Here is a 24,372-nt window from a genome sequence, read left to right on the forward strand (position 1 = left end):
GCGAGCACCCCCGCTCGTCCGCCCGGAACTCCGCGACCACCCGGCCACCCGGCCACGGAAGGAAGAACTCGTGAGCGACCTCCCCGTCCTCGCCGTCACCCTCGGCGACCCCGTGGGCATCGGCCCGGAGATCACCCTGAAGACCCTCGCCGAGCCCGAAGCACTCCAGCTGGCGCACGGCGTGGCGGTCGGCGACGCGATCGTGCTGGAACGCCTGGTCCGGCACCTCGGCCTGCACCTGGAGATCAACCCGATCGCCACGGTCGCCGACGCGCGCTTCACCACCGGCGTGATCGACGTGCTCAACCTCGGCGTGGTTACCGAGGACCTGCCGTGGGGCGAGGTGAACGCGACCGCGGGCGCGGCGGCGGTCGGCGCGATCGAGGTCGCCACCCGGCTCGCGCTGGCCGGCGAAGTCGACGCGGTCGTGACCGCGCCGATCAACAAGGAGGCCATCTGGGCGGCGGGCTCGCAGCACCTCGGGCACACCGAGATGCTCGGCGAGCTGACCGGGTCCACCCGGTTCAACACGATGTTCTGGGTCTCCGGGCTCAAGATCTTCTTCGCCACGCGCCACCTTTCGCTGCGCGAAGCGATCAACCACATCACCCGGGAGAACATCGAACACGCGATCAGCGAGGCCTACACGGCGCTGCAGGTCTTCGGCACGGAGAAGCCGAGACTGGCGGTGGCGGCGCTGAACCCGCACGGCGGGGAGAACGGCAAGTTCGGCGACGAAGAGATCATCGCGATCGCCCCCGCGGTCGCCGCCGCGCGGGTGGCCGGGCTCGACGTGGTCGGCCCGATTCCCGCGGATTCCGTGTTCCACATGGGGATCCAGGGCCAGTTCGACGGCGTGCTGTCGCTCTACCACGACCAGGGGCACATCGCGTCGAAGACGTACGACTTCGACGGCACGGTGTCGGTGACGGTCGGCCTGCCGATCCTGCGCACGTCGGTCGACCACGGCACGGCGTTCGACATCGCCGGCACCGGCCGGGCTTCGCACGGCACCATGCGGGCGGCGTTCAAGGCCGCGGCCACCCTGGCGCCGTACGCCCGGAAACTGCCCGCCATCTACCCGCCGAGCCTCCGGTGATCCCCCGCAAGCGCTGGGCGTACGTCATCCCCGTCGCGGTGGTCATGTACATGCTGGCCTACCTCGACCGCACGAACGTCGCGGTGATCCTGCCCTACATCGGCGACGACTTCCCGTTGTCCGGCAGCGCCAAGGGGCTGGCGAGCGGCATCTTCTTCGTCGGCTACCTCGTGCTGCAGATCCCGGCGGCGGTGCTGGCGGCGAAGTGGAGCGCCCGCAAGACCGTGCTGCTGCTGATGCTCGCCTGGGCGGTCGCGGCGGTGCTGTGCGGGCTCGTCCGGAACGAGACCCAGCTGTACCTGGCCCGGCTCCTGCTCGGGCTGTTCGAGGGCGGGGTGTGGCCCGCGGTGCTCATCCTGCTGGCGTCCTGGTTCCCCCAGGCGGAACGGGCGCGGGCGAACGCGCTGTGGATGACGTGCCTGCCGATCTCGGCGATCCTCATGTCGCCGCTGTCCGGCTTCATGCTCGATCACATGTCGTGGCGCTGGGTGTTCGTCCTGCAGGGCCTGCCGCCGCTGGTGTGGGCGGTCGTCTGGTGGTTCGCGGCGGCCGACCGGCCGGCGCGGGCCCGGTGGATCTCCCCGGCGGAACGCGAGTACCTCGAAACCACGTTGAAGGCCGAGGAGGACGCGAAACCGGCGTTCGCGAAGCGGGGATACCGGCAGGCGCTGGCCGACCGCCGGGTGCTGCTGCTGGTCGGTGTCTACTTCTTCTGGATCACCGGCTTCTACGGCTTCTCCCTGTGGCTGCCCTCGGTGGTGAAGACGATGACCGGCGGCTCGGCCACCGCCGTCGGCTTCCTGTCGGCGGTGCCGTACGTGCTGGCGCTGGCCGGCATGGTCGCCTGCGCGCACTGGTCCGACCGCACCGGCAACCGGCGGCTCGCGGTCACCGTGCCGCTGCTCGTCGCGATCGCCGGGCTGCTGCTCGGCAACCTCGGGCACTGGCCGGCGGCCGTGCAACTGGTGCTGCTGTGCGTCGTGGCGACCGGCGTCTACATGCCGTACGGGCCGTTCTGGGCCATCCCCAGCCGGATCCTCGGCATCGAGGTGGTCGCCGTGGCGATGGGCCTGATCAACGCACTGGGCAACCTCGGCGGGTTCGCCGGCCCCTACCTGGTCGGCTGGCTCACCGACGTCACCGGCACGGCGACCACCGGGTTCGTCGTGCTGGCCGCGTTCCTCGCCGTGGCCGCCGGGCTCGCGTTCTTCGGGCTGAAACCCGCGACTGTGGAAGGGTCGGCCCATGTCCCAGCCGCGACCAGGCACCCGTGACCGGCGCGCGATGCTGCTCGAGGCCGTCCGTGACGGCTCGGGCGGCATCGCGGAGCTGGCCCGGGAGTTCGGTGTTTCCGAGTCGACGATCCGCCGCGACCTCGCCTCGCTCGCCGGAGCCGGGCACGTCGTCCGCACCTACGGCGGCGCGCTCGACACCGAGCGCAGCCCCCGCGAGAAGGAGCGGGAGCACGGCGCGGCCAAGGACGCCATCGCCCGGCAGGCCGCCGCGCTCGTCCGAGACGGCGACGTGGTGCTGCTCGACGCGGGCACGACCACCGGCAGGCTCGCCCGCCACCTCGCCCACCGCGAAGGGCTGACCGTGGTCACGAACGGGGTGGACGCGATCCGCGAGCTCGCCGGCTTCGCGGGGATCGACCTGGTCGTCCTCGGCGGCCGCCTGCGGCACGCCGGCGAAGCGATCCTCGGCGAGAGCGTGCTGGCGCAGCTGCGGCACATCTCACCCGACCGGGTGTTCTTGGGCGCGGACGGCGTGGTCGCCGGCCGGGGGCTGTGCTGCTCGTCACTGGAGCAGTCGGTGGTCAAGCACGCGATGCTGCACGCGGGCGGCGAGGCGTACGTGCTGGCCGACCACTCCAAGCTGGACCAGGCCCCCTTTTCCTACTGGACGCCGCTCGACCGCGAACACCGGCTGATCACCGACGAGCCGCGGGTGGATGTGGCGTTCCCGCAGTTCGCCCAGAGCGTGATCGTCGCCGGCGCGCCGGAAATTGTCGGTGGTGCCGCGCATCATGAATGACGTGGCAGCTGACGTTCTCGACCTCTTCTCCCCCGCGACCCGGGATTGGTTCGCGGGGGCCTTCGCCGCGCCCACCGCGGCGCAGGAAGGGGCCTGGCGGGCCGCGCACGCGGGTGAGCACGCCCTCGTCGTCGCGCCCACCGGGTCCGGCAAGACGCTGTCGGCGTTCCTCTGGGCGCTGGACAGGCTCTCGGTGGAGCCCCCGCCGGCGGAAGCGACGAAGCGCTGCCGGATCCTCTACGTCTCGCCGCTGAAGGCGCTGGCGGTCGACGTCCAGCGGAACCTGCGGGCCCCGCTCGCCGGCATCTCGCAGGCCAGCCGCCGGCTCGGGCTGCCGGTGCCCGGCATCGAGGTCGGCATGCGCACCGGCGACACGACCGCGGCCGAGCGCCGCACGTTCGCCAAGACCCCGCCGGACGTGCTGGTGACCACGCCGGAGTCGCTGTTCCTCATCCTCACTTCGTCGGCGCGGGAGTCGCTGCGCGGCGTCGAGACCGTGATCGTCGACGAGGTGCACGCGGTCGCCGGCGGCAAGCGCGGCGCGCACCTCGCACTGTCGCTGGAGCGGCTGGACGCGCTGCTGCCGAAGCCGGCGCAGCGGATCGGCCTGTCGGCGACGGTCCGCCCGGTCGACGAGGTGAGCGCGTTCCTGGCCGGCGGCCGTCCGGTGCGCGTGGTCCAGCCGAAGCTGGCGAAGACCATCGAGGTCCGCGTCGAGGTCCCGGTCGAGGACATGGGCAACCTCGACGCACCGCGCGGCGGGCCGGCGCCGAGCCCGCTCGACGCGCTCGAGTCACTGGGGTCGCCGGAGTCGCTTGAGTCGCTGGAGTCGATGACCGAGGCGTTCCCGCCCGGGGACATCGCGCCGGGCGGCCTGGGCACGATGGAGGAGATGGCCGGCAATCCCGTGCAGCGGCCGTCGATCTGGCCGGCGGTCGAGGAGCGGGTGCTGAGCCTGATCCGCGCGCACCGCTCGACCATCGTCTTCGCCAACTCGCGCCGGCTCACCGAGCGGCTCACCGCCCGGCTGAACGAGCTGGCCGCCGAGCAGACCGAGCTCACCCCGGCCGACGCGTTCCCGGCGGAGGCCGTCGGGCAGTCCGGGGTGAGCACCGGCGCGCCCCCGGTGATCGCCCGGGCCCACCACGGGTCGATGTCGCGGGAGCAGCGCACGCACGTCGAAGAGGCGCTGAAGTCCGGGCAGCTGCCGTGCGTGGTGGCGACGTCTTCGCTGGAGCTGGGCATCGACATGGGCGCGGTCGACCTGGTGGTGCAGATCGAGGCGCCGCCGACGGTGGCGTCCGGGCTGCAGCGCGTCGGCCGGGCGGGTCACCAGGTCGGCGCGGTGTCGTCCGGGGTGATGTTCCCCAAGTTCCGGGGCGACCTCGTCTCCTGCGCGGTCGTCGCGGAGCGGATGGCGAGCGGCGCGATCGAGGCCGTCCGCTACCCGCGCAACCCGCTGGACGTGCTGGCGCAGCACGTCGTCGCCATGGTGGCGCTGGAACCGTGGACGGTGCCGGACCTGGCGTCGCTGGTCCGGCGGGCGGCCCCCTTCGCCGCGCTGCCGGACGACGCCCTGCACGCGGTGCTCGACATGCTCGCCGGCCGCTACCCGAGCGAGGAGTTCGGCGAACTGCGGGCGCGGATCACCTGGGACCGCATCGCCGGCGAGCTGCGCGGGCGGCCCGGCGCGCAGCGGCTGGCCGTCACGTCGGGCGGCACCATCCCCGACCGCGGCCTGTTCACCGTCATGACGCCGGGCGGGGACGACAAGCCGGGGTCGCGCGTCGGCGAGTTCGACGAGGAAATGGTCTACGAATCGCGCGTCGGCGACACCATCCTGCTGGGCACGTCCTCGTGGCGGATCACCGACATCACGCACGACCGCGTCATCGTGGTGCCGGCGCCGGGCGAGCCGGCGCGGATGCCGTTCTGGAAGGGTGACGCCCCGGGCCGCCCGCTGGAACTCGGCCGGGCACTGGGCAAGTTCGTCCGCGAACTGTCCACTTCGGACGATACGAAGGCGCGCGAACGCGCCGAGGCGGCGGGGCTCGACGAGCGGGCGTGTGACAACCTCCTCGCCTACCTGACCGAGCAGAAGGCGGCCACCCGGCACGTCCCGAACGACCGGACGATCCTGCTGGAGCGCTACCGCGACGAACTCGGCGACTGGCGGATCGTCGTGCACTCGCCGTTCGGCGCCCAGGTGAACGCGCCGTGGGCACTGGCGATCGCCGCGCGGCTGCGGGAGAACCGCGGGGTGGACGCGCAGGTGGCGCACTCCGACGACGGCATCGTCCTGCGGCTGCCGGACGCGCTGGACGCCGACGGCGGCGAGGTCACCATCGGCGCGGACGACGTGCTGCTGGATCCCGAGGAGGTCGAGCAGCTGATCGTCGCCGAGGTCGGTGGTTCGGCCGTCTTCGCAGCCCGGTTCCGGGAGTGCGCGGCACGGTCGTTGCTGCTGCCCCGCCGGGACCCGCGGCGCCGGACCCCGCTGTGGCAGCAGCGGCAGCGCGCGTCGCAGCTGCTTTCGGTCGCGGCGAAGTACGAGCGGTTCCCGGTCGTGCTGGAGGCGATGCGGGAGGTCCTGCAGGATGTCTACGACGTCAGTGGCCTGCGCGAGCTGATGGCCGACGTCCGGTCCCGCAAGGTCCGGCTGGTGGAGGTCGAAACGCCGGCCGCGTCGCCGTTCGCGCGCAGCCTGCTCTTCGGCTACGTCGGGATGTTCCTGTACGAGACCGACGCACCGCTGGCCGAGCGGCGGGCGGCGGCCCTGTCCCTGGACTCGGCGCTGCTGGCCGAGCTGCTGGGCACCGAGGCGATCCGGGAACTGCTGGACCCCGAAGCCGTCGTCGAGGTGCAACGGTCGCTGCAGCGGCTCGAGCCGGAGAGGCACGCGCGCTCGGCCGAGGACGCCGCCGACCTGCTGCGGTTCCTCGGCGACCTGACCGTCGAGGAGGCCGCGGAACGCGGCATCCAGGCCGGCTGGCTCACCGAGCTGGAAGCCGCGCGGCGGGCGATCCGGGTGCGGATCGGCGGCTCGGAACGGTTCCTGGCCATCGAGGACGCCGGCCGGGTACGTGACGCGCTGGGCACCGCCCTGCCGGTCGGCGTGCCCGAAGCGTTCACCGAACCGGTGGCGGATCCGCTCGGCGATCTGCTGTCGCGCTACGCCCGGGGCCGCGGCCCGTTCGCCGCGGCGGACGCGGCCGCGCGGTTCGGACTGGGGACGGCGGTCGTCACCGGGGTGCTCGACCGGATGACCGGGGAAGGCCGCCTGGTGCGGGGCGAGCTGAGCCCGGTCGGGCATCCGGACAGCCACGGCGTCGGCGTCGAGTACTGCGATGCGGCCGTGCTGCGGCGGCTGCGTCGGGCGTCGCTGGCGAAGCTGCGAGCCGAGGTCGAGCCGGTCGAGCCGGCGGCGCTGGGCCGGTTCCTGCCCGCGTGGCACGGGTTCGGCGGCCGCGTCCGGGCGGCCCCGACGGCGGACGACGTGCTGTCGGTGGTGGAGCAGCTCGCCGGGGCACCGTTGCCGGCGAGCGCGGTGGAGTCGCTCATCCTGCCCGGCCGGCTGCCGGGCTACTCGCCCGCGCTGCTGGACGAGCTGACGACGGCCGGAGAGGTCACGTGGGCGGGCTGCGGCGCGCTCTCCGGTGGCGACGGCTGGATCGCCCTCGCCCCCACCGACGTCGCCGACCTGCTGCTGCCGGAGGTCGTCGAGGACATCCCGACCGGCCCGCTGCACGACGCGATCGTGTCCACTTTGGAGGGCGGGGCGCTGTTCTTCCGCCAGCTGGTGGACCGCGCGACCGTGCTGGTGGACAAGGCTCCGAACGACGCCGAAGTCGTGGCGGCGCTGTGGGACCTGGTCTGGGCGGGGCTGGTCACGGGCGACACGCTGGGGCCGTTGCGGGCCCAGGTCGCCGGGCACGGCGCCCACAAGCCCCGCCGCCAGGCGCCCCGCGGCCGGTACGCGCGGCTGCGGGCGGGCCGGCCGCAGATGCCGTCGCGGTCCGGGCCGCCGACGGTCGCCGGGCGGTGGGCCCTGACCCCGCCCCGCGAAACCGACGCGACCCGCCGCGCGCACGCGCGGACGGAGGCTTTCCTGGAGCGCCACGGCGTCCTGACCCGCGGCGCGCTGGACACCGAACGCGTCACGGGCGGGTTCTCCGGGATCTACAAGGTGCTCCGCGGCATGGAGGACACGGGCCAGGTGATCCGCGGTTACGTGGTGGAGGGCCTGGGCGCGGCCCAGTTCGCGGCGAAGGGCGCGGTGGACCGCCTGCGCGCGCTGTCGGGCCCGGGCCGTCCGGCACCGGGCCGCCCGGTGGTCCTGGCGGCCGCGGACCCGGCCCAACCGTACGGCGCGGCCCTCCCCTGGCCGGCGGCGACGGGCGACACGAAGCACCGCCCCGCCCGCAAGGCCGGCGCACTGGCGGTCCTGGTCGACGGAGTTCCGGCACTGTACGTGGAGCGAGGAGGCCGTTCCCTGCTGAGCTTCACCGAGGAGCGCCAGGCACTGTCGGAGGCGGCCCAGGCCCTGTCGGCAGCGGTCCGCGAGGGCTGGCTGGGCCAGCTGTCGGTCCAACGCGCCGACGGCGAGCAGGCGCTGACCTCGGAGCTGGCGGAGGTCCTGCAGGAGGCCGGCTTCCGCGCCACCCCCTCCGGCCTGCGCCTGCGAGCCTGAGAGGTCGCCCCGAGGGAGAGCGGGGAACTTCCTCGCCAGGATTCCGAATGGCCCGCCGGGTAGTTCTCTGGCACCGCCTCGCCTTGGCCCACCCAGCCGACAGAGCCGACCCGCTGCGGCAACACCCGTGCCCGCCCGGGCTGAGCCGCCCCAGCTCGCGCCGCCCAAGCACCAACCCGTCCGAGCCGGTGCGGCCGGGTTGGCCATTCGCCTACGGCGCCGGTGCGGGCTGGCCTAAGCTGCCAGTCCGACACGCACGAAGGATGTTCTGCTCATGGCGATGCGCGAACTGCGCTATTTCGGTGATCCGATCCTCAAGTCCGTCTGCGATCCGGTCACCGTGTTCGACGAGAAGCTCGAGGCGCTCGTGCGGGATCTGGTCGACTCCGTCAAGCCCGCCGGGCGGGCCGGGCTGGCCGCGCCGCAGATCGGCGTCGGGCTTCGCGTCTTCAGCTATGACGTTGCCGGGCTGACCGGGTACGTCATCAACCCCGAGATCGTCGAGCTGTCCGAAGAAACGCACGAGATCGACGAAGGCTGCCTGTCCGTGCCGGAGTTGTGGTTCCCCACCAAACGGGCGAAGCACGCGAAGGTCCGCGGCGTCGACGTCCACAACGAGCCGATCGAGGTCGAAGGGGAAGACGTGCTGGCGCAATGCCTGCAGCACGAGACCGATCACCTCGACGGCGTCCTCTACCTCGACCGGCTCACCGCCGAGCGCAAGAAGACCGCTCTGCGCGAAGCGCGCGACAAAGACTGGTTCTGGAAGCGCTGACGCTCAGGCCGGCAGGAACAGCCTGAGCCGGGCGCCGTCCTCGATGCTGCGTTCCGTGCGCAGGCCGGCGCGGGCCGCCGTGCGGGGCATTATGTCGTCGCCGGCCAGGCAGTCCGCCGACAGCTCGGTGATGCCCTGGGCCTCCGCCAGCACCGCCAGTCTCGCCAGCAGGGCCGTGCCGATTCCCTGCTGCTGCCAGTCGTCCTCCACCAGCAGGGAAATCTCGGCGCCGCCCGTCGTCAGGGGGATCAGCTGGGCCAGGCCGATCACCTCGCGGCCGAAGACGGCGAGCACGCTCGTGCCGCGCGGGGGCACCAGCAGCCGGTGCAGGCGGCGGCGCGGAACCGTCCGGACTCCCGTGTGGTACCGCCGGAACAGCGTCGCCATCGAGCAGCGGCGGTGCAGCTCGGCCACCGCGTCGGCGTCGCCGGGGACGCCCTTGCGCAGGACGATCGCCGCGCCGTCCGGGCGGTCGAGGACCACCGGGCCGGCCGCGTTGCGGGCCGCCGCCGCGAGCAGCGTCACGAGCGCTTCGGCTCGGGTCAGCTCCAGCTGCACGAACGGCGCCCACCGGCGGCGCGCCACCAGCGCAGCGCCGCCGGCCAGCGCGAACACCGCGCGGTGCCCGCTCTCCGTGCGCGCCCGGTTGGCCTCGACGGCGGGGACGAGCGTGACGACGTCCGCGGCCAGCACGTCCTTCAGCACTTCGGCCAGCCTGTCCGGGTCGTCGACCGCGCGGCGGGCCGCGAGCAGCGTCGACGCCGACGGGTCGACCAGCTCGTGGACGTCGGCGTCGATGATCGCCGTGCACTCGCAGCCCTCGGCGCGGATGGCGTCGATCAGGTGCCGCCGGGGCAGGCCGGTCGCCGGACGCAGCACGATCTCGTCGAGCACGCCACCGGGCACCGGCAGCACGGCCAGGCCGAGGATGTTGCACTCGAGGTCGGCGAGCCGGATGGCGATGCGGGCGAGGGTGCCCGGGTGGTCGTGCATCCGGATCCGCACCCGCCACGCCGACGGCGCCGCCGGCTCTTCGACGACGGCCGTCCGGCCCGGCTGGGGCAACGCTTCGGAAGTCTCCATGCCCCCACGGTCCCCCGGGGTTGTTGCCTCCCCAGGACGCCGGTGTTTCGCGCAGGTCAGCGTTCGACGCGCCGCGGCAACGCCGGTGAAACACTCGGACCGATCGGCGCCGCGACCCGGGCGGAGCAGCTCAGCGTGGAGTGAGCACGCAGAACTCGTTGCCCTCCGGATCGGTCAGCACCCGCCAGGGCAGTGACGGACCGCCCAGGTCCGCCGGCGCCGCGCCGGCCGCGATGACCTGCGTCACCGCCGCTGCGTGCTCGGTGTCCGCCGGGGGTGCAATGTCCAGGTGGACGCGGTTCTTGACCCGCTTGACGTCGTCGTTGCGCAGGAACTCCAGCCACGGTCCCCGGCCGGACGGCGCGCACAATCCCACGAGGGCGTCGCCGTCGCGGGCCTGGACCGGCCAGCCGGTGATCCCCGCCCAGAATTCCGCCAGCGGCCCGGGGGCGTGCGCGTCGACCACGATCGACGCGACCGCGCCACTGCCCGCGTACCGCTCGCGGGGTTCGAGGACGCAGAACTCGTTGCCTTCCGGGTCCGCGAGCACCACCCAGGGCACGTCACCCTGGCCCAGGTCGGCCCGGCGGCCGCCCAGCTCGAGGGCGCGCGCCACCAGCTCGTCCTGGTGCGCCCGTGTCGTGCTCGCCAGGTCCAGGTGGATGCGGTTCTTGACCTCCTTGGGCTCGGGTACCGGCACGAAGACGAGGTCGAGGTCCCAGCCGTCGTTCTCCGGGGCCCGGACGTCGACCTCGCCGGGCTCCTCGACGGCGACGTGCCAGCCGAGCAGCGCGGCCCAGAAGTCCGCGAGGACTTCCGGCCGCGCTGCGTCGATCACCAGGTTCACCAGGCGCGTGCTCATGCGCCGCAGGCTAACCGCCACCCCCGACAGTTCCGGTTCGGCTTCCCCACCGGCCGGGTCATCGGGTCGCGAGCCGCAGCAGTGCCCAGAGCTGGGCCGCCTGGTCGTGGACGCCCCGCACGGTCACCGCGGTCAGGGACGCCCGGCCCCAGAGCCACAGGTAGAGCTGCGCGGGCGGGGCCGTGACGACGTCGTCCGCGGCCCCGGCCTCTTCGGCCGAACAGCGCCAGGCTTCCGTGGTGACGGGTCCGGCCCGGGCGATCCAGCTGTGCGCGCCGGCCCGGACGCCGACCGAGCCCGTCTTCGTGCCGGTCAGGCCGAGCATCGGCAGCTTCTGCCCGAACCACAGGGTCAGGACCTCGTCGATGCCGTCGATCGCGACGTCGTCGGGGATGCCGCGCGGCTCGGTGCCCGCCGCCTGTTCGACGTCCACCCGGTGGATGACCGTTTCGTGCAGCATCCGGCGGCGCCAGAACCCGTACGTCCGGTCGGCCGGCCACCACGTGTCGGCGCGTTCCTCCGGGTCGTGCGCGGCGAGCTCGTCGAGCAGTTCGGTGAGGCCCGTCTCCAGGAAGCCCTGCAGGCTCTGGCCGGGCTCGGGGTCGCGCGGCCAGTCTTCGGGGCTGCGGCCGTCGGTCAGCCGGCGCCGGACCATCCGGTAGAGGCTCCCGACGTGCCGGGCGACCTCGCCGAGCGACCAGCCGGGGCAGGCGGGCACCGGCGCTTCGGTGGGCGCCGCGTGCACGGCCTCGGCCAGCAGCCTGCCTTCGATTCCCAACGCCGTGAGCACCCGCCCCTGGTCGACCGGGCCGTGCTCACGCGACATGGGCTTCCCCGGTGATCGGCAGGCCGTGCACGAGACGGCGGACGAGTTCGAGGAACGGCGTGGCGGCCCGCACCAGCCCGGCGGCCGACTCGGCGGTGACCTTCCCGGTGATCCCGGCCTGCGCGGCGGCGCGCGTGGCCGAGTTGCTGGCGAAGAACGCGGACCACTCCCGCAGCTCGGGGGCCACGGAGTCGAGCAGCACCCAGGTGCTGGCGGGCCGGGCACGCCCCCGGTGCGGCCGCCCCCGCGCGGCGAGCACGGCGGCCGCCCCCCGCAGGGCGGCGAGGTAGGCACCGATGAAGCGCTCGGCGGGCCGGGTTTCCTGAACGGCTTCGGCGAGCCCGCGACGCGCCTGGGCGAGCAGCCCGGCGGCGGCCGGGGAGGCGGGCGGCCGCAGCGACATGGGCAGCTGCGACTGGTCGGGCTCCGCGCCGGTGGCGGGCGGCAGGGGCACCTCCGGAGCCGGGGCCGCGGAAACCGGCACGCCGGAGTCCACTGCCGCGGACTGCGGCTGCTCGGACGCCAGCTCCGGCAAGTCAGCAGCGGGCGCGCGAGGCGACATAGGCATCTCCGGCGCCGACTCCGCGGAAACCGGCGAGCCGGAGTGCACCGGCGACACCTCGGAGAGCCGGAGCTGCTCCGACACCGATTCCGACAAGTCAGCGGCAGGCGCGCCGAGCGACATGGGCAGCTCAGGCGTCGGGTCCGCCGAAGACTGCGGCTGCTCCGGCGCCGACAGCTCCAGCTGCCCGGACTCCACGCCGGCAGCCGCGCGCGGGCGGGCCATTCGCGGCCGCTCCTGCTCCGGGATCGGCAGCTCGGCCCCGGCGGTTCCCTCCTCTGCGCGCGTCCGCTCCGGAACCACGGCGCCGCGCCGGGACTCGACCGCCGCCGTCGAGGGGCACAGGGGGATCGGCAGCTGCGGCTGCCGGGAATCCGGCGGCGACGGCGACAGGCACTGGCGGGACCGCCCGCGGGACGGGGTGGCCGGCGCCTCCTGCGGGCGCAGCGACATCGGCAGCTCGGGCTGCCGGGGATCCGTGGGGGACACGACCTTGACGGACATGACGACCCTCCTCCTGCGCGGGGTGAGCCCGATCGAGGGCCCGGTGCCGAGACGCTTCCCCCGTCCCGGTACCGGGCACCCGACCGGTGCGCGCTCACCGAATGTCGAACGCTTGTTCGAACGATTTCCAGAGTAACCCCGGACCCGGTGCGCGCTCAACCCCGGGTGGGCGTGGTGCGGGACACCAGGTCGGTGGCGTGATGTCATAGGTTCATGAGTTCGCTGGAGCACCCCGCCGTCGCCAAGGTGGCGGCCGCGCTGGCCGAAGCCGGGCAGCGCGGCGCCGCCGAGGGCATCCGTGTCCTGCCCGCCGAGGTCCGGACCGCCGCCCAGGCGGCCGAGGCGCTCGGCGTGCCCGTCGGGGCCATCGCCAACAGCCTCATCTTCCGCCTGGGGTCCGACAAAACCGCGCTCCTCGCCCTGACCTCGGGGGTCCACCGCGCCGATCCGGGCACGCTCGCCCGGCTGGCCGGGGGCGAAATCGGCAAGGCCGACGCCGATTTCGTGCGGGCGCACACCGGGCAGCCGATCGGCGGCGTCGCGCCCACCGGGCACCCGTCGCCGCTGCCGACGCTCGTCGACACCGCGCTGCGCGACCACGCCGTCGTCTGGGCCGCCGCCGGGCACCCGAAAGCCGTCTACCCGACGACGTTCGCCGACCTGGTGGCCTTGACCGGGGGCACCCCGGGCGCGCTCGGCGGCGCGGAGGAAGATGGACAGCCGTGACCGCGATGCCCGCCGGCTGCTCCCGGTACGTCCAGCTCTCCGCGGACGAGTTCCGCGCCCGCCTGCCCGAGGCGCTCGACATCTACGTCCGGGCGATGCGGTACCCGGCGGGCACCGCCGAGCAGCGCGCGCCGATGTGGCTCACGCACGCGCTGCGTGAGGGCTGGCGCTGCATGGCCGCGCTCGACGCCGACGACGTCCTGCTCGGCGTGGCCTACGGCTACCGCGGCCGGGCCGGGCAGTGGTGGCACGAGCAGGTGCGGCACGGCCTGAGCCGCCGGTCCGGGGCCGCCGAGGCCGACCGCTGGCTGTCGGACTACTTCGAGCTGACCGAGATCCACGTCCGGCCGGAGAACCAGGGCCACCAGATCGGCGAGGACCTGCTGCGCAGCCTGCTGGAAGGCGTCCCGAGCGCGAACGTGCTGCTGTCGACGCCGGAGGGCACGAGCCGGGCGTGGAAGCTCTACCGCCGCACGGGCTTCGTCGACGTCCTGCGCGACTACCACTTCGCGGGTGACCCGCGGCCGTTCGCGATCCTGGGCCGGGCGCTGCCCCTCGACCCGCGCTGAGCCGAGGGGCAGCGGTCCTCACCGCGGTTCCGGCCGCCAGTACCCGACGGCCAGCGCCCCGACGAGCACGGCGGCGCCGCACCAAGCCGTGCCGCTCAGCCGTTCACCCAGCAGCACGGCGGACAGCACCGCGGCCGTCAGCGGCTCGAGCACCGCCGACAGCGCCCCCAGTACCGGGTGCGCGTCCGCCAGCCCGCGCAGGTACGCGGCGTACGCGACCGCGGTCGGGACCGCGCCGAGGTAGCAGACGACGGCGAGGACGTCCGCGTGCAGCGGGATCGCCATGCCGGACCAGCTCGCCACCGGGAGCAGCAGCAGGCCGCCGGTGAGGCAGCCGAACGCCGTCGTCGCCAGCGGGTCCAGGCCGTCGACGGGCTTCGCGGTGACCAGCGTGAGGGTGGCGAAGCCGGCCGCCGCGAGCAGGGCGAAGCCGAGGCCGCCGAACGAGATCGCTTCGCCCGGTGACCACTGGAGCAGCGCCAGGCCGGCGAGGGAGCCCGTCACGGAGACCAGCGTCCAGCGACGGAGTTTCCGCACCGACGCGAGGGTGACGACGACGGGTGCGGCGCCGATCGTGGTCATGGTCGCGACGCTCACCGAGCTGAGCGCGACGGCGGCGAAGTAGCTGGCTTGGAAGAGCGCGAACAGGCCGCCGACGGCGAAGATGCGCTTGGCGGCTTCGGGTGTGCGCGGGAAGGCGCCTTTCGAGAGGACGATCGCGACGGCGCCGCCGACGAGCAGCCGGTAGTCGGCGACGGCGAGCGGGTGGAGGCCGGCCAGCCTGCCGAGCAGCGAGCCGGCGAGGCCGCCGGTGCCCCAGAGGACACCGGCGAGGACGAGCGCGGCCGAAGCACGGGCGCGCGCGGGTAGGACGAGGGACATGAACGCTCCTGCGTCTGCGTCGAAGGAAGGGGATTTCGACGAACGCGGGGCGGTGCGCACCACGAATCAGCCGCGGGCCTGCGTGGGCCACGCGGCGAGGGACCACCCCGCTCAGGCGCGGGGCGGTGGGGTGACGAAGAGGATCCGGTGCACGGGAGGAACCTAGCGGAGGCACCGCGGGGACGCGATCGGGTTTACCGTTGCCGCGGTTGCGGGATCATCGCGGGATGAGCGAGATCATCCTGATGGCGGATCCCCGGGTGGCGGCCGTTCCCGTCCGCGAGTGCGGCGAGCCGCTGGCCGGCATCCGGACGGACGGTTCGCTGCTGGTGGACTCACGGAAGGAGGACGGCTCCACCGCTTTCCGCCACCTGCGCAGGAACGTGCTGCAACGGCTGCTCGAGGCACAGGAGCAGTTGCCGGAAGGCCTGCGGTTGCTGGTCATCGAGGGCTACCGTCCGCCCGGCCTGCAGCGCCGCTACTTCGAGGACTACGCGGCGGCATTGCGCGCCGAGCACCCGGCCTGGCCGGACGAGCGGATCCGGTCCGCCGCGAGCCGGTTCGTGTCACCACCGGAAATCGCGCCGCACAGTGCGGGCGCGGCGGTGGATCTGACCCTCGCGGACGCGGAAGGCCGTGAACTGGATCTGGGCACCCCCGTGAACGCGACTCCGGAGGAAAGCGAGGGCGCCTGCTACACCGACGCCGACGGGATCGGCGAACAGGCGCGCACCCATCGGCGGCTCCTCGGACAGGCACTGACCACCGCGGGCTTCGTGAACTACCCGACGGAGTGGTGGCACTGGTCTTTCGGAGACCGCTACTGGGCGCTGGTCACCGGAGCGGCCTGCGCCCGCTACGGGACGTGCGCGTACGACGCTGTCCGCTGACCCGTCCGAGGGGTGGCCGGGCAGCCACCCCTCGGGGGTTCAGTCCAGGTGGGACAGCTGCTCCCGCAGGGTGTCCAGCCCCATCCCGCCCATCTTCAGTGCCTCCGTGTGGAACCGCTTGATGTCGAAGCCCGCGCCCGCTCGGGACCGGGCTTCCGAGCGGGCCGCCAGCCAGAGGCGCTCGCCGATCTTGTACGCCGGGGCCTGGCCCGGCCAGCCCAGGTAGCGGTCGATCTCGTCGCGGATGTGGGCCTGGTCGGTGATCGTGCGGGTCAGCATGAACTCCAGGCCCAGGTCCGGGGTCCAGCGTTCACCTTCGTGGAAGCCCGTTCCGGCGGGGATCGGCAGCTCCAGGTGCATGCCGAGGTCCACCACCACGCGGGCCGCGCGGAAGAGCTGCTCCGACAGCATGCCCAGCAGGTCTCCGTCGTCCGACAGGTAGCCGAGTTCCTCCATCAGGCGCTCCGCGTACAGCGCCCAGCCCTCCGCGTGGCCGGACGTGAACGCCAGCAGCCGCTGGTACTTGTTCAGCCCCGCCGACTGGTCCACCGCCGTCGCGATCTGGAGATGGTGGCCCGGTGCTCCCTCGTGGTACACCGTGCTCGTTTCGCGCCAGGTGCTGAACTCGTCCCGGCCCGCCGGGAGGGACCACCACATGCGGCCCGGACGCGCGAAGTCCTCGCTCGGGCCCGTGTAGTACGCGCCGACGCCGCCGCCCGGCGGGGCGATCCTGCACTCCAGCGCCATCACCCGGTCGGAAATCTCGAAGTGCTTGCCGCGCAACGACTTCAGGGCGTCGTCGGACAGGCGCTGCATCCACGCTTCGAACTGCGCGCGGCCGTGGATGCGGTACCGCGGGTCCGCGTCCAGGGCCGCCGCGGCCTCGGCCGGCGAGGCGCCCGGCTTGATCCGGTTCGCGACCGCGCGCATCTCGGCCTCGATCCGGGCGAACTCCGCCCAGCCCCACTCGTAGGCCTCCCGCAGGTCCAGTGCCGCGCCGACGAAGTACCGCGACCACAGCCGGTAGACGTCCTCGCCGACGGCGTCCTTGACCGGGGCCTTCGGCGCCAGTTCGGCCCGCAGGAAGCCCGCGAACTCCGCGAACGCCTCCTCCGCGGCCCGCGCGCGGTGCTCGAGGTCCGCCTTCAGCGACGGTGACGGCGCACCGCCCACGAGTTCGGTGAAGAAGCCCGTCTCCTCCTTCAGGCCCGCCCACGTCTCGCACTGTTCCGCGACCTTCGCGACCTGCCGCAGCGCCGACACGTGCCCCGCGTCGGCCGCCGAAAGCAGGCCGCTGCGGACGTTCGCCAGTGCACGCGGGACCTCGCCGATCCGGGCCGAGACCACCGCCCAGTCCTGCTCGGTTTCCAGCGGCATCAGGTCGAACACCATCCGCAGTTCCTGCACCGGGCTGGCGATGACGTTCAGGCTCGCCACGTCCAGGCCGGCCTCGTGGATCTCCAGCTCCAGGCCGATGCGCTCGGTGAACACGGCCTTCGCCGCCCGCTCGGCGGCGTCCCGCGGCTCGGCGGCGGTGACGGCGGCGTGCGCCCGCGCGGCCAGCCCGGCGCGCTCGGCGAAGCCGTCCGCCGAGTAGTCGGTCAGCCGGTCATCGTGGCCGGCGACGCCGTGGACGGTCGCCGCCACCGGGTCCGCGGCCACGTAGTCGTCGACGTAGCGGTCGCAGATTTCGTGCACGCCTTCGGAAGCAGTAGAAGCCATGCGCCGCACGCTACCGGGCCACGCGTACCCGGTGGTACGGACTTCAGTACGGGGGTCCGGGTGGCGGAGCCCGGCCCGGGGCGAAAGCCCCGGTTGTCACCGCACTTAAGCACGGGCCGGGACGAGACCCAGCCGGGCGATCACCTCGCGCGTCGCCTTCGAGCGGTTGAACGTGTAGAAGTGCAGGTTCGGCACGCCCTCGGCGATCAGCTTCTCGCACAGCTCGGTGGTGACGTCGATGCCCGCCGCGCGGAACGCCTTAGGGTCGTCGGCCAGCGGTTCGAGCCGGTCCAGGAGCCGGCCGGGAGCGGGCGCGCAGGACAGCTTGATCGTCGTCTGCAGGGTCCGCATGGTCGTCAGCGGCATCACGCCCGGCAGCACGGGGACGTCGCAGCCGGTCGCGGCGACCCGGTCGCGCAGCCGCAGGAAGTCCTCGGGGTCGTGGAACAGCTGCGCGATCGCGAAGTCCGCGCCCGCCCGCAGCTTGCGGACCAGGTACTTCGTGTCCGACTCCAGGTCGGCCGAGCGCGGGTGGCCGTAGGTGTAGGCCGACACGCCGATGCAGAAGTCACCCAGCGAGCGGACCAGCTGGACCAGCTCTTCGGCGTAGGTGAGGCCCTCGGGGTGCGGGATCCAGTCGCCGTAGACGTCGCCCGGCGGGTCGCCGCGCAGCGCGAGGATGTTGCGGACGCCGACCGAGGCGTACCAGCCGATCACGTTGCGCAGTTCGGCGACGGAGTGGTTGACCGCGGTCAGGTGCGCCATCGGCACCAGCGTCGTCTCGGTGGCGACGCGGGCGATGCTGCGGATCGTGCCGTCGCGGCTGGAGCCGCCGGCCCCGTAGGTGATCGACATGTACGCCGGGTCGTACGGCTCGAGCTCCCGGATCGCCTTCCAGAGGACGGCCTCGTCCGCCGTGTCCCGGGGCGGGAAGAACTCGATGGAGAACTTCGGCCCGTCTCCGCGCAACCGCTCGATCACCGACGTCATACCCGCATGTTAAGGGCCGCCGCCCGCCATCCGGGAGCCCCCGTCCGCGTCGCGAGACCGTCATTCGAGTCACCTTCCAGGCCTAGACTGGGGCGGTGCGAGAGGACGACGAGAGCTGGGACGAGGACGTGCGCCTCGCGGTCCACCGCGCGTTCGCCCGCCACGGCCGGGCGCCCACCGCGCCGGAGCTGGCCGACGCCGCGGGCGGATCGCTAGCCGTCGCGAAGCAGGCCCTCCACCGCCTCGCCGACGCCCACCACCTGGTGCTCGACGAGTGCGAGCACGTCGTGCTGGCCCACCCCTTCGCCGCGAAGGCGCTCGGCTTCTCCGTGATGGGCTCGCACACGCTGTGGTGGGGCGGCTGCGCGTGGGACTCGTTCGCCATCCCCCACCTGGTGGACGCCGAGCCGGAGGTGCTCGTCGCGACCCGCTGCCCGGGCTGCGGGCAGCCGCACGCGCTGGTCGTCGACCGCGCGCAGCCGCCCGAGGGCACGCAGGTCGCGCACTTCCTGGTGCCCGCCGCCCGGATGTGGGACGACGTGCTGCACACGTGCGCCAACCAGCGTCTCTTCTGCTGTGAGTCCTGTGTGGACGCCTGGCTGGCGGGCACCGGCCAGGCCAAGGGGGCCGTGCTGGACCTGGTGACCCTCTGGCGCCTGGCCCGCGGCTGGTACGCGGGCCGGCTGGAGCGCGGCTACCGGCGGCGGGAACCGCACGACGCCGTCGCCTACTTCGCCGAAGCGGGCTTGACGGGACCGTTCTGGGCCGCCACGGCCGGAGTCTGATTCGCCACATCCGGGTGCCCCGGCCACCCCGGCCCCCGCGGGTTCGGCGAGGATGGCGGGATGAACGCGCCCGTCGCCGACAGTGACCTGCCCGCCTGCGTCGAGCGCGCGCTGGCCGGGTTCCTCGATCGGGCGGGCCGCGAAATCCTCGGTACCGAACCCACCGTGGCCGCCGGGATCGACGCGCTGCGGGGGTTCGTGCTGGGCGGCGGCAAACGCTTGCGCCCGACGTTCGCCTGGTGGGGCTGGCGCGGCGCGGGCGGCGACCCGGACGGCCCGGACGCCGAGGGCGTCCTGCAGGCGGTCTCCAGCCTGGAGCTGATCCAGGCGTGCGCGCTGATCCACGACGACCTCATCGACTCCTCCGATTCCCGCCGCGGCCACCCGACCGTGCACATCGCGAGCGCGAAGCTGCACGCCGACCGCGGCTGGCTCGGCTCCCCGGCGACGTTCGGCCTGGCCACCGCGGTGCTGGTCGGCGACCTGGCGCTGGCCTGGGCCGACGACATGTTCGCCGACGCGCCCCTGCCCGCCGGAACGCTGGCCGCGGCCCGGCCGGCCTGGCGGGCGATGCGCACCGAGGTGCTCGCCGGGCAGTACCTCGACGTCCGGACGCAGGCCACCGGCGACGCCTCGGTCGAGGCCGCCCTGAAGATCGACCGGCTCAAGACCGCCGCCTACACCGTCCAGCGGCCGCTGCACCTGGGCGCCGCGCTCGGCGGCGCGTCTCCCGAACTCATCGCCACGCTGCTGGAGTTCGGCGGCGAGGTCGGCGTGGCTTTCCAGCTGCGGGACGACCTGCTGGGCGTCTTCGGCGACCCGTCGGTCACCGGCAAACCCGCCGGCGACGACCTGCGCGAGGGCAAGCGCACGCTGCTCGTCGCGCTCGGCCTGCAGCTCGCGGCGGAGAAGGGCGAACAGGCCGCGGCCACCGTGATCGCCGACGCGATCGGTGACGCGGACCTGTCCGACGAGGGCGTCGAGACCGTCCGGATGGCGTTGCAGCAGGTCGGCGCGGTCGACGCGGTCGAGCGCCGGATCGACGAGCTGACGACGGCGGCGATGGCCGCGCTGGACCGCGCGCAGCTGGCCGAGCCCGCACCCGCGGCGCTGACCGGGCTGGTCGTCAAGGCCACCCAGCGGACGTACTGACGTGCGCACGCGCAGGAGGTCCGTCGGGGCGGCCGACCACGTCGTGGTCATCGGGGCCGGGCTGGCCGGGCTTTCGGCGACCCTGCACCTGCTCGGCGCCGGACGGCAGGTCACGCTGCTGGAACAGGCGGACACCCCCGGCGGCCGCGCCGGGCAGCAGAGCTTCGACGGCAACGCCGTGGACACCGGCGCGAGCGTGCTCACCATGCCGGAGCTGCTCGAAGAAGCGTTCGCCGCGGTCGGCGAGCCCCTGGCCAAGCACCTGCGCCTGACCCGGCTCGACCCGGCGTACCGGGCGCGGTTCGCCGACGGCAGCTCGCTGGCCCTGCGCACGGACGGCGACGCGATGGAGGCCGAGATCCACGCCTTCGCCGGCGCCCGTGAGGCGGCGGGCTACCGGGCGCTGCGGCGCTGGCTGACCGAGTTGTACACCGTCCAGAAGGACCACTTCCTGGCGGCGAACTTCGACTCGCCGCTCGACCTGGCCCGCCCCGAGCTGGCGCGGCTCGGCGCGCTGGGCGGGTTCGGCAGGCTCGGCCCCCGCGTCGCCCGCTACCTGCGGGACGAGCGGGTCCGGCGGCTCTTCACGTTCCAGGCGCTCTACGCCGGTCTGGACCCGGCCCGCGCGATCGGCGCGTACGGCGTCATCGCGTACATGGACACCGTCGGCGGCGTCTACTACCCCGAAGGCGGGATGGGCGAAATCGGCCGGGCGATGACCGGGGCGGCCGCGCGAGCGGGCGCGGACGTCCGGTTCGGCACCGAAGCCGCGTGGCTCGAGCGGGTGAATTCGCGGGTCCGCGCGGTCCGGACGCGCTCGGGCGAGCGGATCGCGTGCGACGCCGTGGTGCTGGCCACCGAACTCGGCACGGCCTACCGGCTCATCGGGGCGCGGCCCCGGCGAGTCGTGCCGCTGCGGTATTCGCCGTCGGCCGTGGTGGTGCACGGGCGGACCACGGAGAAGTGGGACCTCGGCCACCACACGATCTTCTTCGGCGGCGCCTGGGAGCGGACGTTCGCCGAGATCATCCGCGAGGGCAAGCTGATGAGCGACCCGTCGCTGTTGGTCACCCGGCCGACGGCGACCAGCCCGGGACTGGCCGGGCGCGGCGGCGAGATCGTCTCGGTGCTCGCGCCCGCGCCCAACCTGCGGCGCGGGCCGATCGACTGGGACCGCGTCCGGGGACCGTACCGAGAAGAGCTTTTCCGGACGTTGGAAGCGCGCGGCCTGACCGGCTTCGGCGGCGAGTTCACCGTGGACGAGACGATCACCCCGGCGGACTGGGCGGCGCGCGGGCTCGCGGCCGGGACGCCGTTCTCGCTGGCGCACACGTTCACCCAGACGGGTCCGTTCCGGCCGGCGAACCTGGTCCGTGCGGCCGGCAACGTCGTCCTGGCCGGCTGCGGCACCACCCCCGGTGTCGGCATCCCGCCGGTGCTCATCTCCGGCCGCCTGGCGGCGGACCGGATCACCGGCCGGTGAACGAACTCGACGCGGCGGGCATCCTGGCGCCGGAGCTGCGGGCCGCGTACACCGAATGCCGGCGCATCAACGCCCACTACGGGCGCACGTTCTTCCTCGCGACGCGGCTGCTGCCGCCCCGGGCCCGGCCCGCCGCCCACACGCTGTACGGCTTCGCGCGGATGGCGGACGAGCTGGTCGACAACCCGGCGCCGGGCAGCGACCCCGCGGCTGCGCTCGACCGGGTCGGCGAGCTGGTCGACGTCGTGTTCTCGGGCGGTACCCCGGACGAGCCGGTGCTGGTGGCGCTGGCCGACACCGTGCGGCGCCACGGCCTTTCGCGGGAGCTGTTCGACGCGTTCCTGAAGTCGATGCGGGCGGACCTCGCACCGGTCGAGTACCGGACGTTCGCCGAGCTGGACGAGTACGTGTACGGCTCGGCCGCGGTGATCGGGCTGCAGATGCTGCCGGTGTTCGGCACGGTGGGCTCGCTCGCCGACGCCGCGCCGGGGGCGATCGCGCTCGGGGAGGCGTTCCAGCTGACGAACTTCCTGCGCGACGTCGGCGAGGACCTGGACCGCGGACGGCTGTACCTGCCGACGGCGGAACTGGCCGCCTTCGGCGTCTCGCGGGCGCTGCTCGAGGCGAGGCGGCCCGACCCGCGGATCCGGGCGGCGCTGGCGTACTTCGTCGCCCGGACGCGGGCGGTGTACCGGCGGGCCGAAGCGGGCGTCGCGCAGCTGCGCCCGGAATCGCGGCCGTGTGTGCGGACGGCGTTGACGCTGTACGAAGGAATCCTGGACGAGATCGTCGCGCTGGACTACGACATCCTGACGCGGCGGGCGGTGGTGCCGAAGTCGCGCAGGCTGGTGGTGGCGCTGCCCCCCTTGGTCTCCGTCTGGGCGCGCGAGAAGTTCGATAGCGGTCGTAGGCTGCGATCATGACCGAACGACGCATCCGGATCGGCCTGCAGCTCCAGCCGCAGCACGCCGACTACGACAGCATCCGGCGCACCGCGTCGGCCGCCGAGGACCTCGGGGCCGACATCGTCTTCAACTGGGACCACTTCTACCCGCTCTACGGCGACCCCGACGGCAAGCACTTCGAGTGCTGGACGATGCTCGGCGCGTGGGCGGAGTCGACGTCCCGGGTGGAGATCGGCGCGCTCGTCACCTGCAACAGCTACCGCAACCCCGAGCTGCTGGCCGACATGGCCCGCACGGTCGACCACATCTCCGGCGGCCGGCTCATCCTCGGCATCGGCTCCGGCTGGTTCGAGAAGGACTACGACGAGTACGGCTACGAGTTCGGCACCGCCGGCGGCCGCCTCGACGACCTCGCCGAGTCCCTCCCCCGCATCGAAAGCCGGCTCGGCAAGCTGAACCCGGCCCCGACCCGCAAGATCCCGGTCCTGATCGGCGGCGGCGGCGAGAAGAAGACGCTCAAACTGGTGGCCAGGCACGGCGACATCTGGCACGGCTTCGGCGACCCGGAGGTCGTCGCCCGCAAGGTGAAGATCCTCGACCAGCACTGCGCGGACGTCGGCCGCGACCCGGCCGAGATCGAGCGGTCGTGCGGTGTCCAGGGCGAGCCCGACGAGCTGGGCCCGAAGCTCCTGGAGCTGGGCGTCACGACGTTCACCGTCGGCGTGGGCGGCCCGGACTACGACCTCGACGCCCTCAAGTCGTGGATCGCCTGGCGCGACAAGAACCAGGGCTGACGACCGCTGAGGAAGGCTCGTCCCGAAGTACCGGGACGGGCCTTCCTCAGCCACAGCTGACGACTGCGTACGGTCCGGAGCTGCTGTTCTCGGCGACGACGCTGCCGTTGCCACGGACGATCCGGCAGGTGACCGTCGAGATCCCGGAGCCGGTCGTGGTGACGCCGTAGGTGATCCGGTTCGCCTTGCGCTCGGCCTCTTCGTCGGCCTTGCGCTGTGCCTCGGCGGCGGCGGAAGAACGGGCCGCCGCTTCCGACGACTGGCGCGCGGACTCCGAAGCACGGCTCTCTTCCGCTTCGCGGTCGGCCTGGGCGGCGGAGCTCGCGGCTGCCGCGTCCGGACGGGCTCGGTGTCCACCACCGAGGTGGCCTCGGCCGTCAACGCCGGCTTCGGCTCCGTGGCGACCGAGATCGAGCCGACGATGACAGCCGCAGCCACGCCGGCGGTGATCCACGGCCATGTGGGGCGGCCCTTGACCGCCGGTCTCAGTGGCGCATGGCCCGGTGCGCGGCGACGCGTTCGCGTGTCGCGCACCGGGGCGAGCAGAACTTCCGCCGGCTGCCCCCGCCCGTGTGGGCGAACGGCTTGCCGCACGCCGGTGACGCGCACAGGCCGCCCGGCACGTCCTGCCGCTCCGCCAGCAGGGACGCCAGTCCCAGCGCCGACGACGTCACCAGCCACGCGCCCCACGGGCCGTCGTCGGCCGCGTCGATGTGCAGGTGCCAGCCGTAGCCGTCTTCGTGGTCGGTCAGCCGCGGCGGACGTGCGTACGCCGCGAACAACGCGTTGAGCACCGACGCCGCCGAAGCGACGTCCGGCGCCGCGAACACCTCTCGCAGGGAACAGCCGCCGCGCGCAGTTCCGAGACGTCGTCCGGGGAAAGCGCCACCTCCGGTTCGCCGTGCTCGCGCAGGACCCGGGCCACCGAAGCCGGGTCCGGGGCCGGTACGAGCAGGACACCCAGCAGATCCACCGCGCGCTGCACGGAATCCCGGTGCGGAAAGGCCATGCCCCACTGTAACGTCTTGCTCGTGATAAG

Annotated in this window: 21 protein-coding genes and 1 pseudogene; 13 read left to right on the plus strand and 9 right to left on the minus strand. The window is 73.5% G+C overall.

All coding sequences use genetic code 11. The features are described 5' to 3' along the window. Nucleotides 1–70 precede the first annotated feature (70 nt). The 5 genes from pdxA to def all read left to right on the plus strand — a co-directional run bounded on the left by pdxA (nucleotide 71) and on the right by def (nucleotide 8,598). Nucleotides 71–1,099 (plus strand): 4-hydroxythreonine-4-phosphate dehydrogenase PdxA, encoded by a 1,029-nt coding sequence (gene pdxA, locus ACLJOU_RS18030; protein ID WP_410568755.1) that lies wholly within the window; start codon nucleotides 71–73, stop codon nucleotides 1,097–1,099. Next, nucleotides 1,096–2,373, plus strand: a complete 1,278-nt coding sequence (locus ACLJOU_RS18035) for an MFS transporter (protein ID WP_410568757.1) — start codon at nucleotides 1,096–1,098, stop codon at nucleotides 2,371–2,373. The genes pdxA and ACLJOU_RS18035 overlap by 4 nt, the downstream gene beginning before the upstream one ends. Continuing rightward, entirely contained in the window at nucleotides 2,345–3,133 is a 789-nt protein-coding gene (locus ACLJOU_RS18040) for a DeoR/GlpR family DNA-binding transcription regulator (protein ID WP_410568759.1), read from the plus strand. Before ACLJOU_RS18035 ends, ACLJOU_RS18040 begins: the two co-directional genes overlap by 29 nt. Beyond that, nucleotides 3,126–7,823, plus strand: a complete 4,698-nt coding sequence (locus ACLJOU_RS18045; RefSeq protein WP_410568760.1) for a DEAD/DEAH box helicase — start codon at nucleotides 3,126–3,128, stop codon at nucleotides 7,821–7,823. Before ACLJOU_RS18040 ends, ACLJOU_RS18045 begins: the two co-directional genes overlap by 8 nt. Nucleotides 7,824–8,097: 274 nt before the next feature. Further along, nucleotides 8,098–8,598, plus strand: coding sequence for a peptide deformylase (gene def / locus ACLJOU_RS18050; protein ID WP_410568762.1), 501 nt, complete (start codon nucleotides 8,098–8,100; stop codon nucleotides 8,596–8,598). Nucleotides 8,599–8,601: 3 nt separating this feature from the next. Here def and ACLJOU_RS18055 read toward each other — a convergent pair whose 3' ends face one another. From ACLJOU_RS18055 to ACLJOU_RS18070, 4 genes are all read right to left on the minus strand, one after another. Next, nucleotides 8,602–9,663 (minus strand): GNAT family N-acetyltransferase, encoded by a 1,062-nt coding sequence (locus ACLJOU_RS18055; protein WP_410568961.1) that lies wholly within the window; start codon nucleotides 9,661–9,663, stop codon nucleotides 8,602–8,604. Between the two features lie 148 nt (nucleotides 9,664–9,811). Continuing rightward, nucleotides 9,812–10,543 carry a VOC family protein gene (locus ACLJOU_RS18060; RefSeq protein WP_410568763.1) on the minus strand — a complete coding sequence of 244 codons (732 nt, stop codon included), beginning with the start codon at nucleotides 10,541–10,543 and terminating at the stop codon, nucleotides 9,812–9,814. 58 nt (nucleotides 10,544–10,601) lie between these two features. Next, on the minus strand, nucleotides 10,602–11,369 hold the full coding sequence (locus ACLJOU_RS18065; protein ID WP_410568765.1) for a maleylpyruvate isomerase family mycothiol-dependent enzyme: 768 nt from the start codon (nucleotides 11,367–11,369) through the stop codon (nucleotides 10,602–10,604). After that, on the minus strand, nucleotides 11,359–12,435 hold the full coding sequence (locus ACLJOU_RS18070) for an SAV_6107 family HEPN domain-containing protein (RefSeq protein WP_410568766.1): 1,077 nt from the start codon (nucleotides 12,433–12,435) through the stop codon (nucleotides 11,359–11,361). Before ACLJOU_RS18070 ends, ACLJOU_RS18065 begins: the two co-directional genes overlap by 11 nt. Before the next feature lie 213 nt (nucleotides 12,436–12,648). Between ACLJOU_RS18070 and ACLJOU_RS18075 the strand changes: the two genes are divergently transcribed. Both ACLJOU_RS18075 and ACLJOU_RS18080 read left to right on the plus strand, forming a co-directional pair. Then, a complete protein-coding gene (locus ACLJOU_RS18075; RefSeq protein ID WP_410568768.1) occupies nucleotides 12,649–13,161 on the plus strand; it encodes a YbaK/EbsC family protein in 513 nt (170 codons plus the stop codon). After that, nucleotides 13,158–13,730 carry a GNAT family N-acetyltransferase gene (locus ACLJOU_RS18080; RefSeq protein WP_043783214.1) on the plus strand — a complete coding sequence of 191 codons (573 nt, stop codon included), beginning with the start codon at nucleotides 13,158–13,160 and terminating at the stop codon, nucleotides 13,728–13,730. Before ACLJOU_RS18075 ends, ACLJOU_RS18080 begins: the two co-directional genes overlap by 4 nt. A gap of 18 nt (nucleotides 13,731–13,748) precedes the next feature. On the opposite strand, the gene ACLJOU_RS18085 is transcribed toward ACLJOU_RS18080, so the two are convergent. Then, entirely contained in the window at nucleotides 13,749–14,612 is an 864-nt protein-coding gene (locus tag ACLJOU_RS18085) for a DMT family transporter (RefSeq protein WP_410568770.1), read from the minus strand. Nucleotides 14,613–14,839: 227 nt separating this feature from the next. Between ACLJOU_RS18085 and ACLJOU_RS18090 the strand changes: the two genes are divergently transcribed. Beyond that, on the plus strand, nucleotides 14,840–15,502 hold the full coding sequence (locus tag ACLJOU_RS18090; RefSeq protein WP_410568772.1) for a M15 family metallopeptidase: 663 nt from the start codon (nucleotides 14,840–14,842) through the stop codon (nucleotides 15,500–15,502). Between the two features lie 39 nt (nucleotides 15,503–15,541). Here the strand turns inward: ACLJOU_RS18090 and ACLJOU_RS18095 are convergent, their stop codons facing one another. Together ACLJOU_RS18095 and ACLJOU_RS18100 are read right to left on the minus strand one after the other, a co-directional pair. Next, the gene (locus ACLJOU_RS18095; RefSeq protein WP_410568774.1) at nucleotides 15,542–17,224 is read right to left on the minus strand and encodes a DUF885 domain-containing protein; all 1,683 of its coding nucleotides are present in this window, start codon (nucleotides 17,222–17,224) and stop codon (nucleotides 15,542–15,544) included. Between the two features lie 105 nt (nucleotides 17,225–17,329). Then, a complete protein-coding gene (locus ACLJOU_RS18100) occupies nucleotides 17,330–18,214 on the minus strand; it encodes a methylenetetrahydrofolate reductase (protein WP_410568776.1) in 885 nt (294 codons plus the stop codon). Nucleotides 18,215–18,309: 95 nt separating this feature from the next. Between ACLJOU_RS18100 and merB the strand changes: the two genes are divergently transcribed. The 5 genes from merB to ACLJOU_RS18125 are packed head-to-tail and all read left to right on the plus strand — an operon-like array spanning nucleotide 18,310 to nucleotide 23,333. Next, nucleotides 18,310–18,999 (plus strand): organomercurial lyase, encoded by a 690-nt coding sequence (gene merB / locus ACLJOU_RS18105; RefSeq protein WP_410568778.1) that lies wholly within the window; start codon nucleotides 18,310–18,312, stop codon nucleotides 18,997–18,999. A gap of 60 nt (nucleotides 19,000–19,059) precedes the next feature. Beyond that, nucleotides 19,060–20,151, plus strand: a complete 1,092-nt coding sequence (locus ACLJOU_RS18110; RefSeq protein ID WP_410568780.1) for a polyprenyl synthetase family protein — start codon at nucleotides 19,060–19,062, stop codon at nucleotides 20,149–20,151. A 1-nt stretch (nucleotide 20,152) separates the two neighbouring features. Then, complete coding sequence (crtI, locus tag ACLJOU_RS18115) at nucleotides 20,153–21,634, plus strand: phytoene desaturase family protein (protein WP_410568782.1); 1,482 nt, start codon at nucleotides 20,153–20,155, stop codon at nucleotides 21,632–21,634. Continuing rightward, nucleotides 21,631–22,557, plus strand: a complete 927-nt coding sequence (locus ACLJOU_RS18120) for a phytoene/squalene synthase family protein (protein ID WP_410568784.1) — start codon at nucleotides 21,631–21,633, stop codon at nucleotides 22,555–22,557. The genes crtI and ACLJOU_RS18120 overlap by 4 nt, the downstream gene beginning before the upstream one ends. Continuing rightward, a complete protein-coding gene (locus ACLJOU_RS18125) occupies nucleotides 22,554–23,333 on the plus strand; it encodes an LLM class F420-dependent oxidoreductase (protein ID WP_410568786.1) in 780 nt (259 codons plus the stop codon). Before ACLJOU_RS18120 ends, ACLJOU_RS18125 begins: the two co-directional genes overlap by 4 nt. Nucleotides 23,334–23,379: 46 nt before the next feature. On the opposite strand, the gene ACLJOU_RS18130 is transcribed toward ACLJOU_RS18125, so the two are convergent. Together ACLJOU_RS18130 and ACLJOU_RS18135 are read right to left on the minus strand one after the other, a co-directional pair. After that, the gene (locus ACLJOU_RS18130; RefSeq protein WP_410568788.1) at nucleotides 23,380–23,793 is read right to left on the minus strand and encodes a hypothetical protein; all 414 of its coding nucleotides are present in this window, start codon (nucleotides 23,791–23,793) and stop codon (nucleotides 23,380–23,382) included. A 25-nt stretch (nucleotides 23,794–23,818) separates the two neighbouring features. After that, nucleotides 23,819–24,342 (minus strand): annotated as a pseudogene (locus ACLJOU_RS18135) (CGNR zinc finger domain-containing protein). Between the last annotated feature and the right edge of the window lie 30 nt (nucleotides 24,343–24,372).

Source organism: Amycolatopsis sp. cmx-4-61, assembly GCF_046548775.1.
GTDB lineage: Bacteria > Actinomycetota > Actinomycetes > Mycobacteriales > Pseudonocardiaceae > Amycolatopsis.

Coding starts and splice junctions, on each gene's coding strand:
- def (WP_410568762.1), top strand. CDS start 8,098: ATGGCGATGCGCGAACTGCGCTATTTCGGTGATCCGATCCTCAAGTCC.
- ACLJOU_RS18060 (WP_410568763.1), bottom strand. CDS start 10,543: ATGAGCACGCGCCTGGTGAACCTGGTGATCGACGCAGCGCGGCCGGAA.
- ACLJOU_RS18125 (WP_410568786.1), top strand. CDS start 22,554: ATGACCGAACGACGCATCCGGATCGGCCTGCAGCTCCAGCCGCAGCAC.
- ACLJOU_RS18090 (WP_410568772.1), top strand. CDS start 14,840: ATGAGCGAGATCATCCTGATGGCGGATCCCCGGGTGGCGGCCGTTCCC.
- ACLJOU_RS18095 (WP_410568774.1), bottom strand. CDS start 17,224: ATGGCTTCTACTGCTTCCGAAGGCGTGCACGAAATCTGCGACCGCTAC.
- ACLJOU_RS18065 (WP_410568765.1), bottom strand. CDS start 11,369: ATGTCGCGTGAGCACGGCCCGGTCGACCAGGGGCGGGTGCTCACGGCG.
- ACLJOU_RS18110 (WP_410568780.1), top strand. CDS start 19,060: ATGAACGCGCCCGTCGCCGACAGTGACCTGCCCGCCTGCGTCGAGCGC.
- ACLJOU_RS18070 (WP_410568766.1), bottom strand. CDS start 12,435: ATGTCCGTCAAGGTCGTGTCCCCCACGGATCCCCGGCAGCCCGAGCTG.
- ACLJOU_RS18040 (WP_410568759.1), top strand. CDS start 2,345: ATGTCCCAGCCGCGACCAGGCACCCGTGACCGGCGCGCGATGCTGCTC.
- ACLJOU_RS18085 (WP_410568770.1), bottom strand. CDS start 14,612: ATGTCCCTCGTCCTACCCGCGCGCGCCCGTGCTTCGGCCGCGCTCGTC.
- ACLJOU_RS18130 (WP_410568788.1), bottom strand. CDS start 23,793: ATGGCCGTGGATCACCGCCGGCGTGGCTGCGGCTGTCATCGTCGGCTC.
- ACLJOU_RS18100 (WP_410568776.1), bottom strand. CDS start 18,214: ATGACGTCGGTGATCGAGCGGTTGCGCGGAGACGGGCCGAAGTTCTCC.
- ACLJOU_RS18075 (WP_410568768.1), top strand. CDS start 12,649: ATGAGTTCGCTGGAGCACCCCGCCGTCGCCAAGGTGGCGGCCGCGCTG.
- ACLJOU_RS18045 (WP_410568760.1), top strand. CDS start 3,126: ATGAATGACGTGGCAGCTGACGTTCTCGACCTCTTCTCCCCCGCGACC.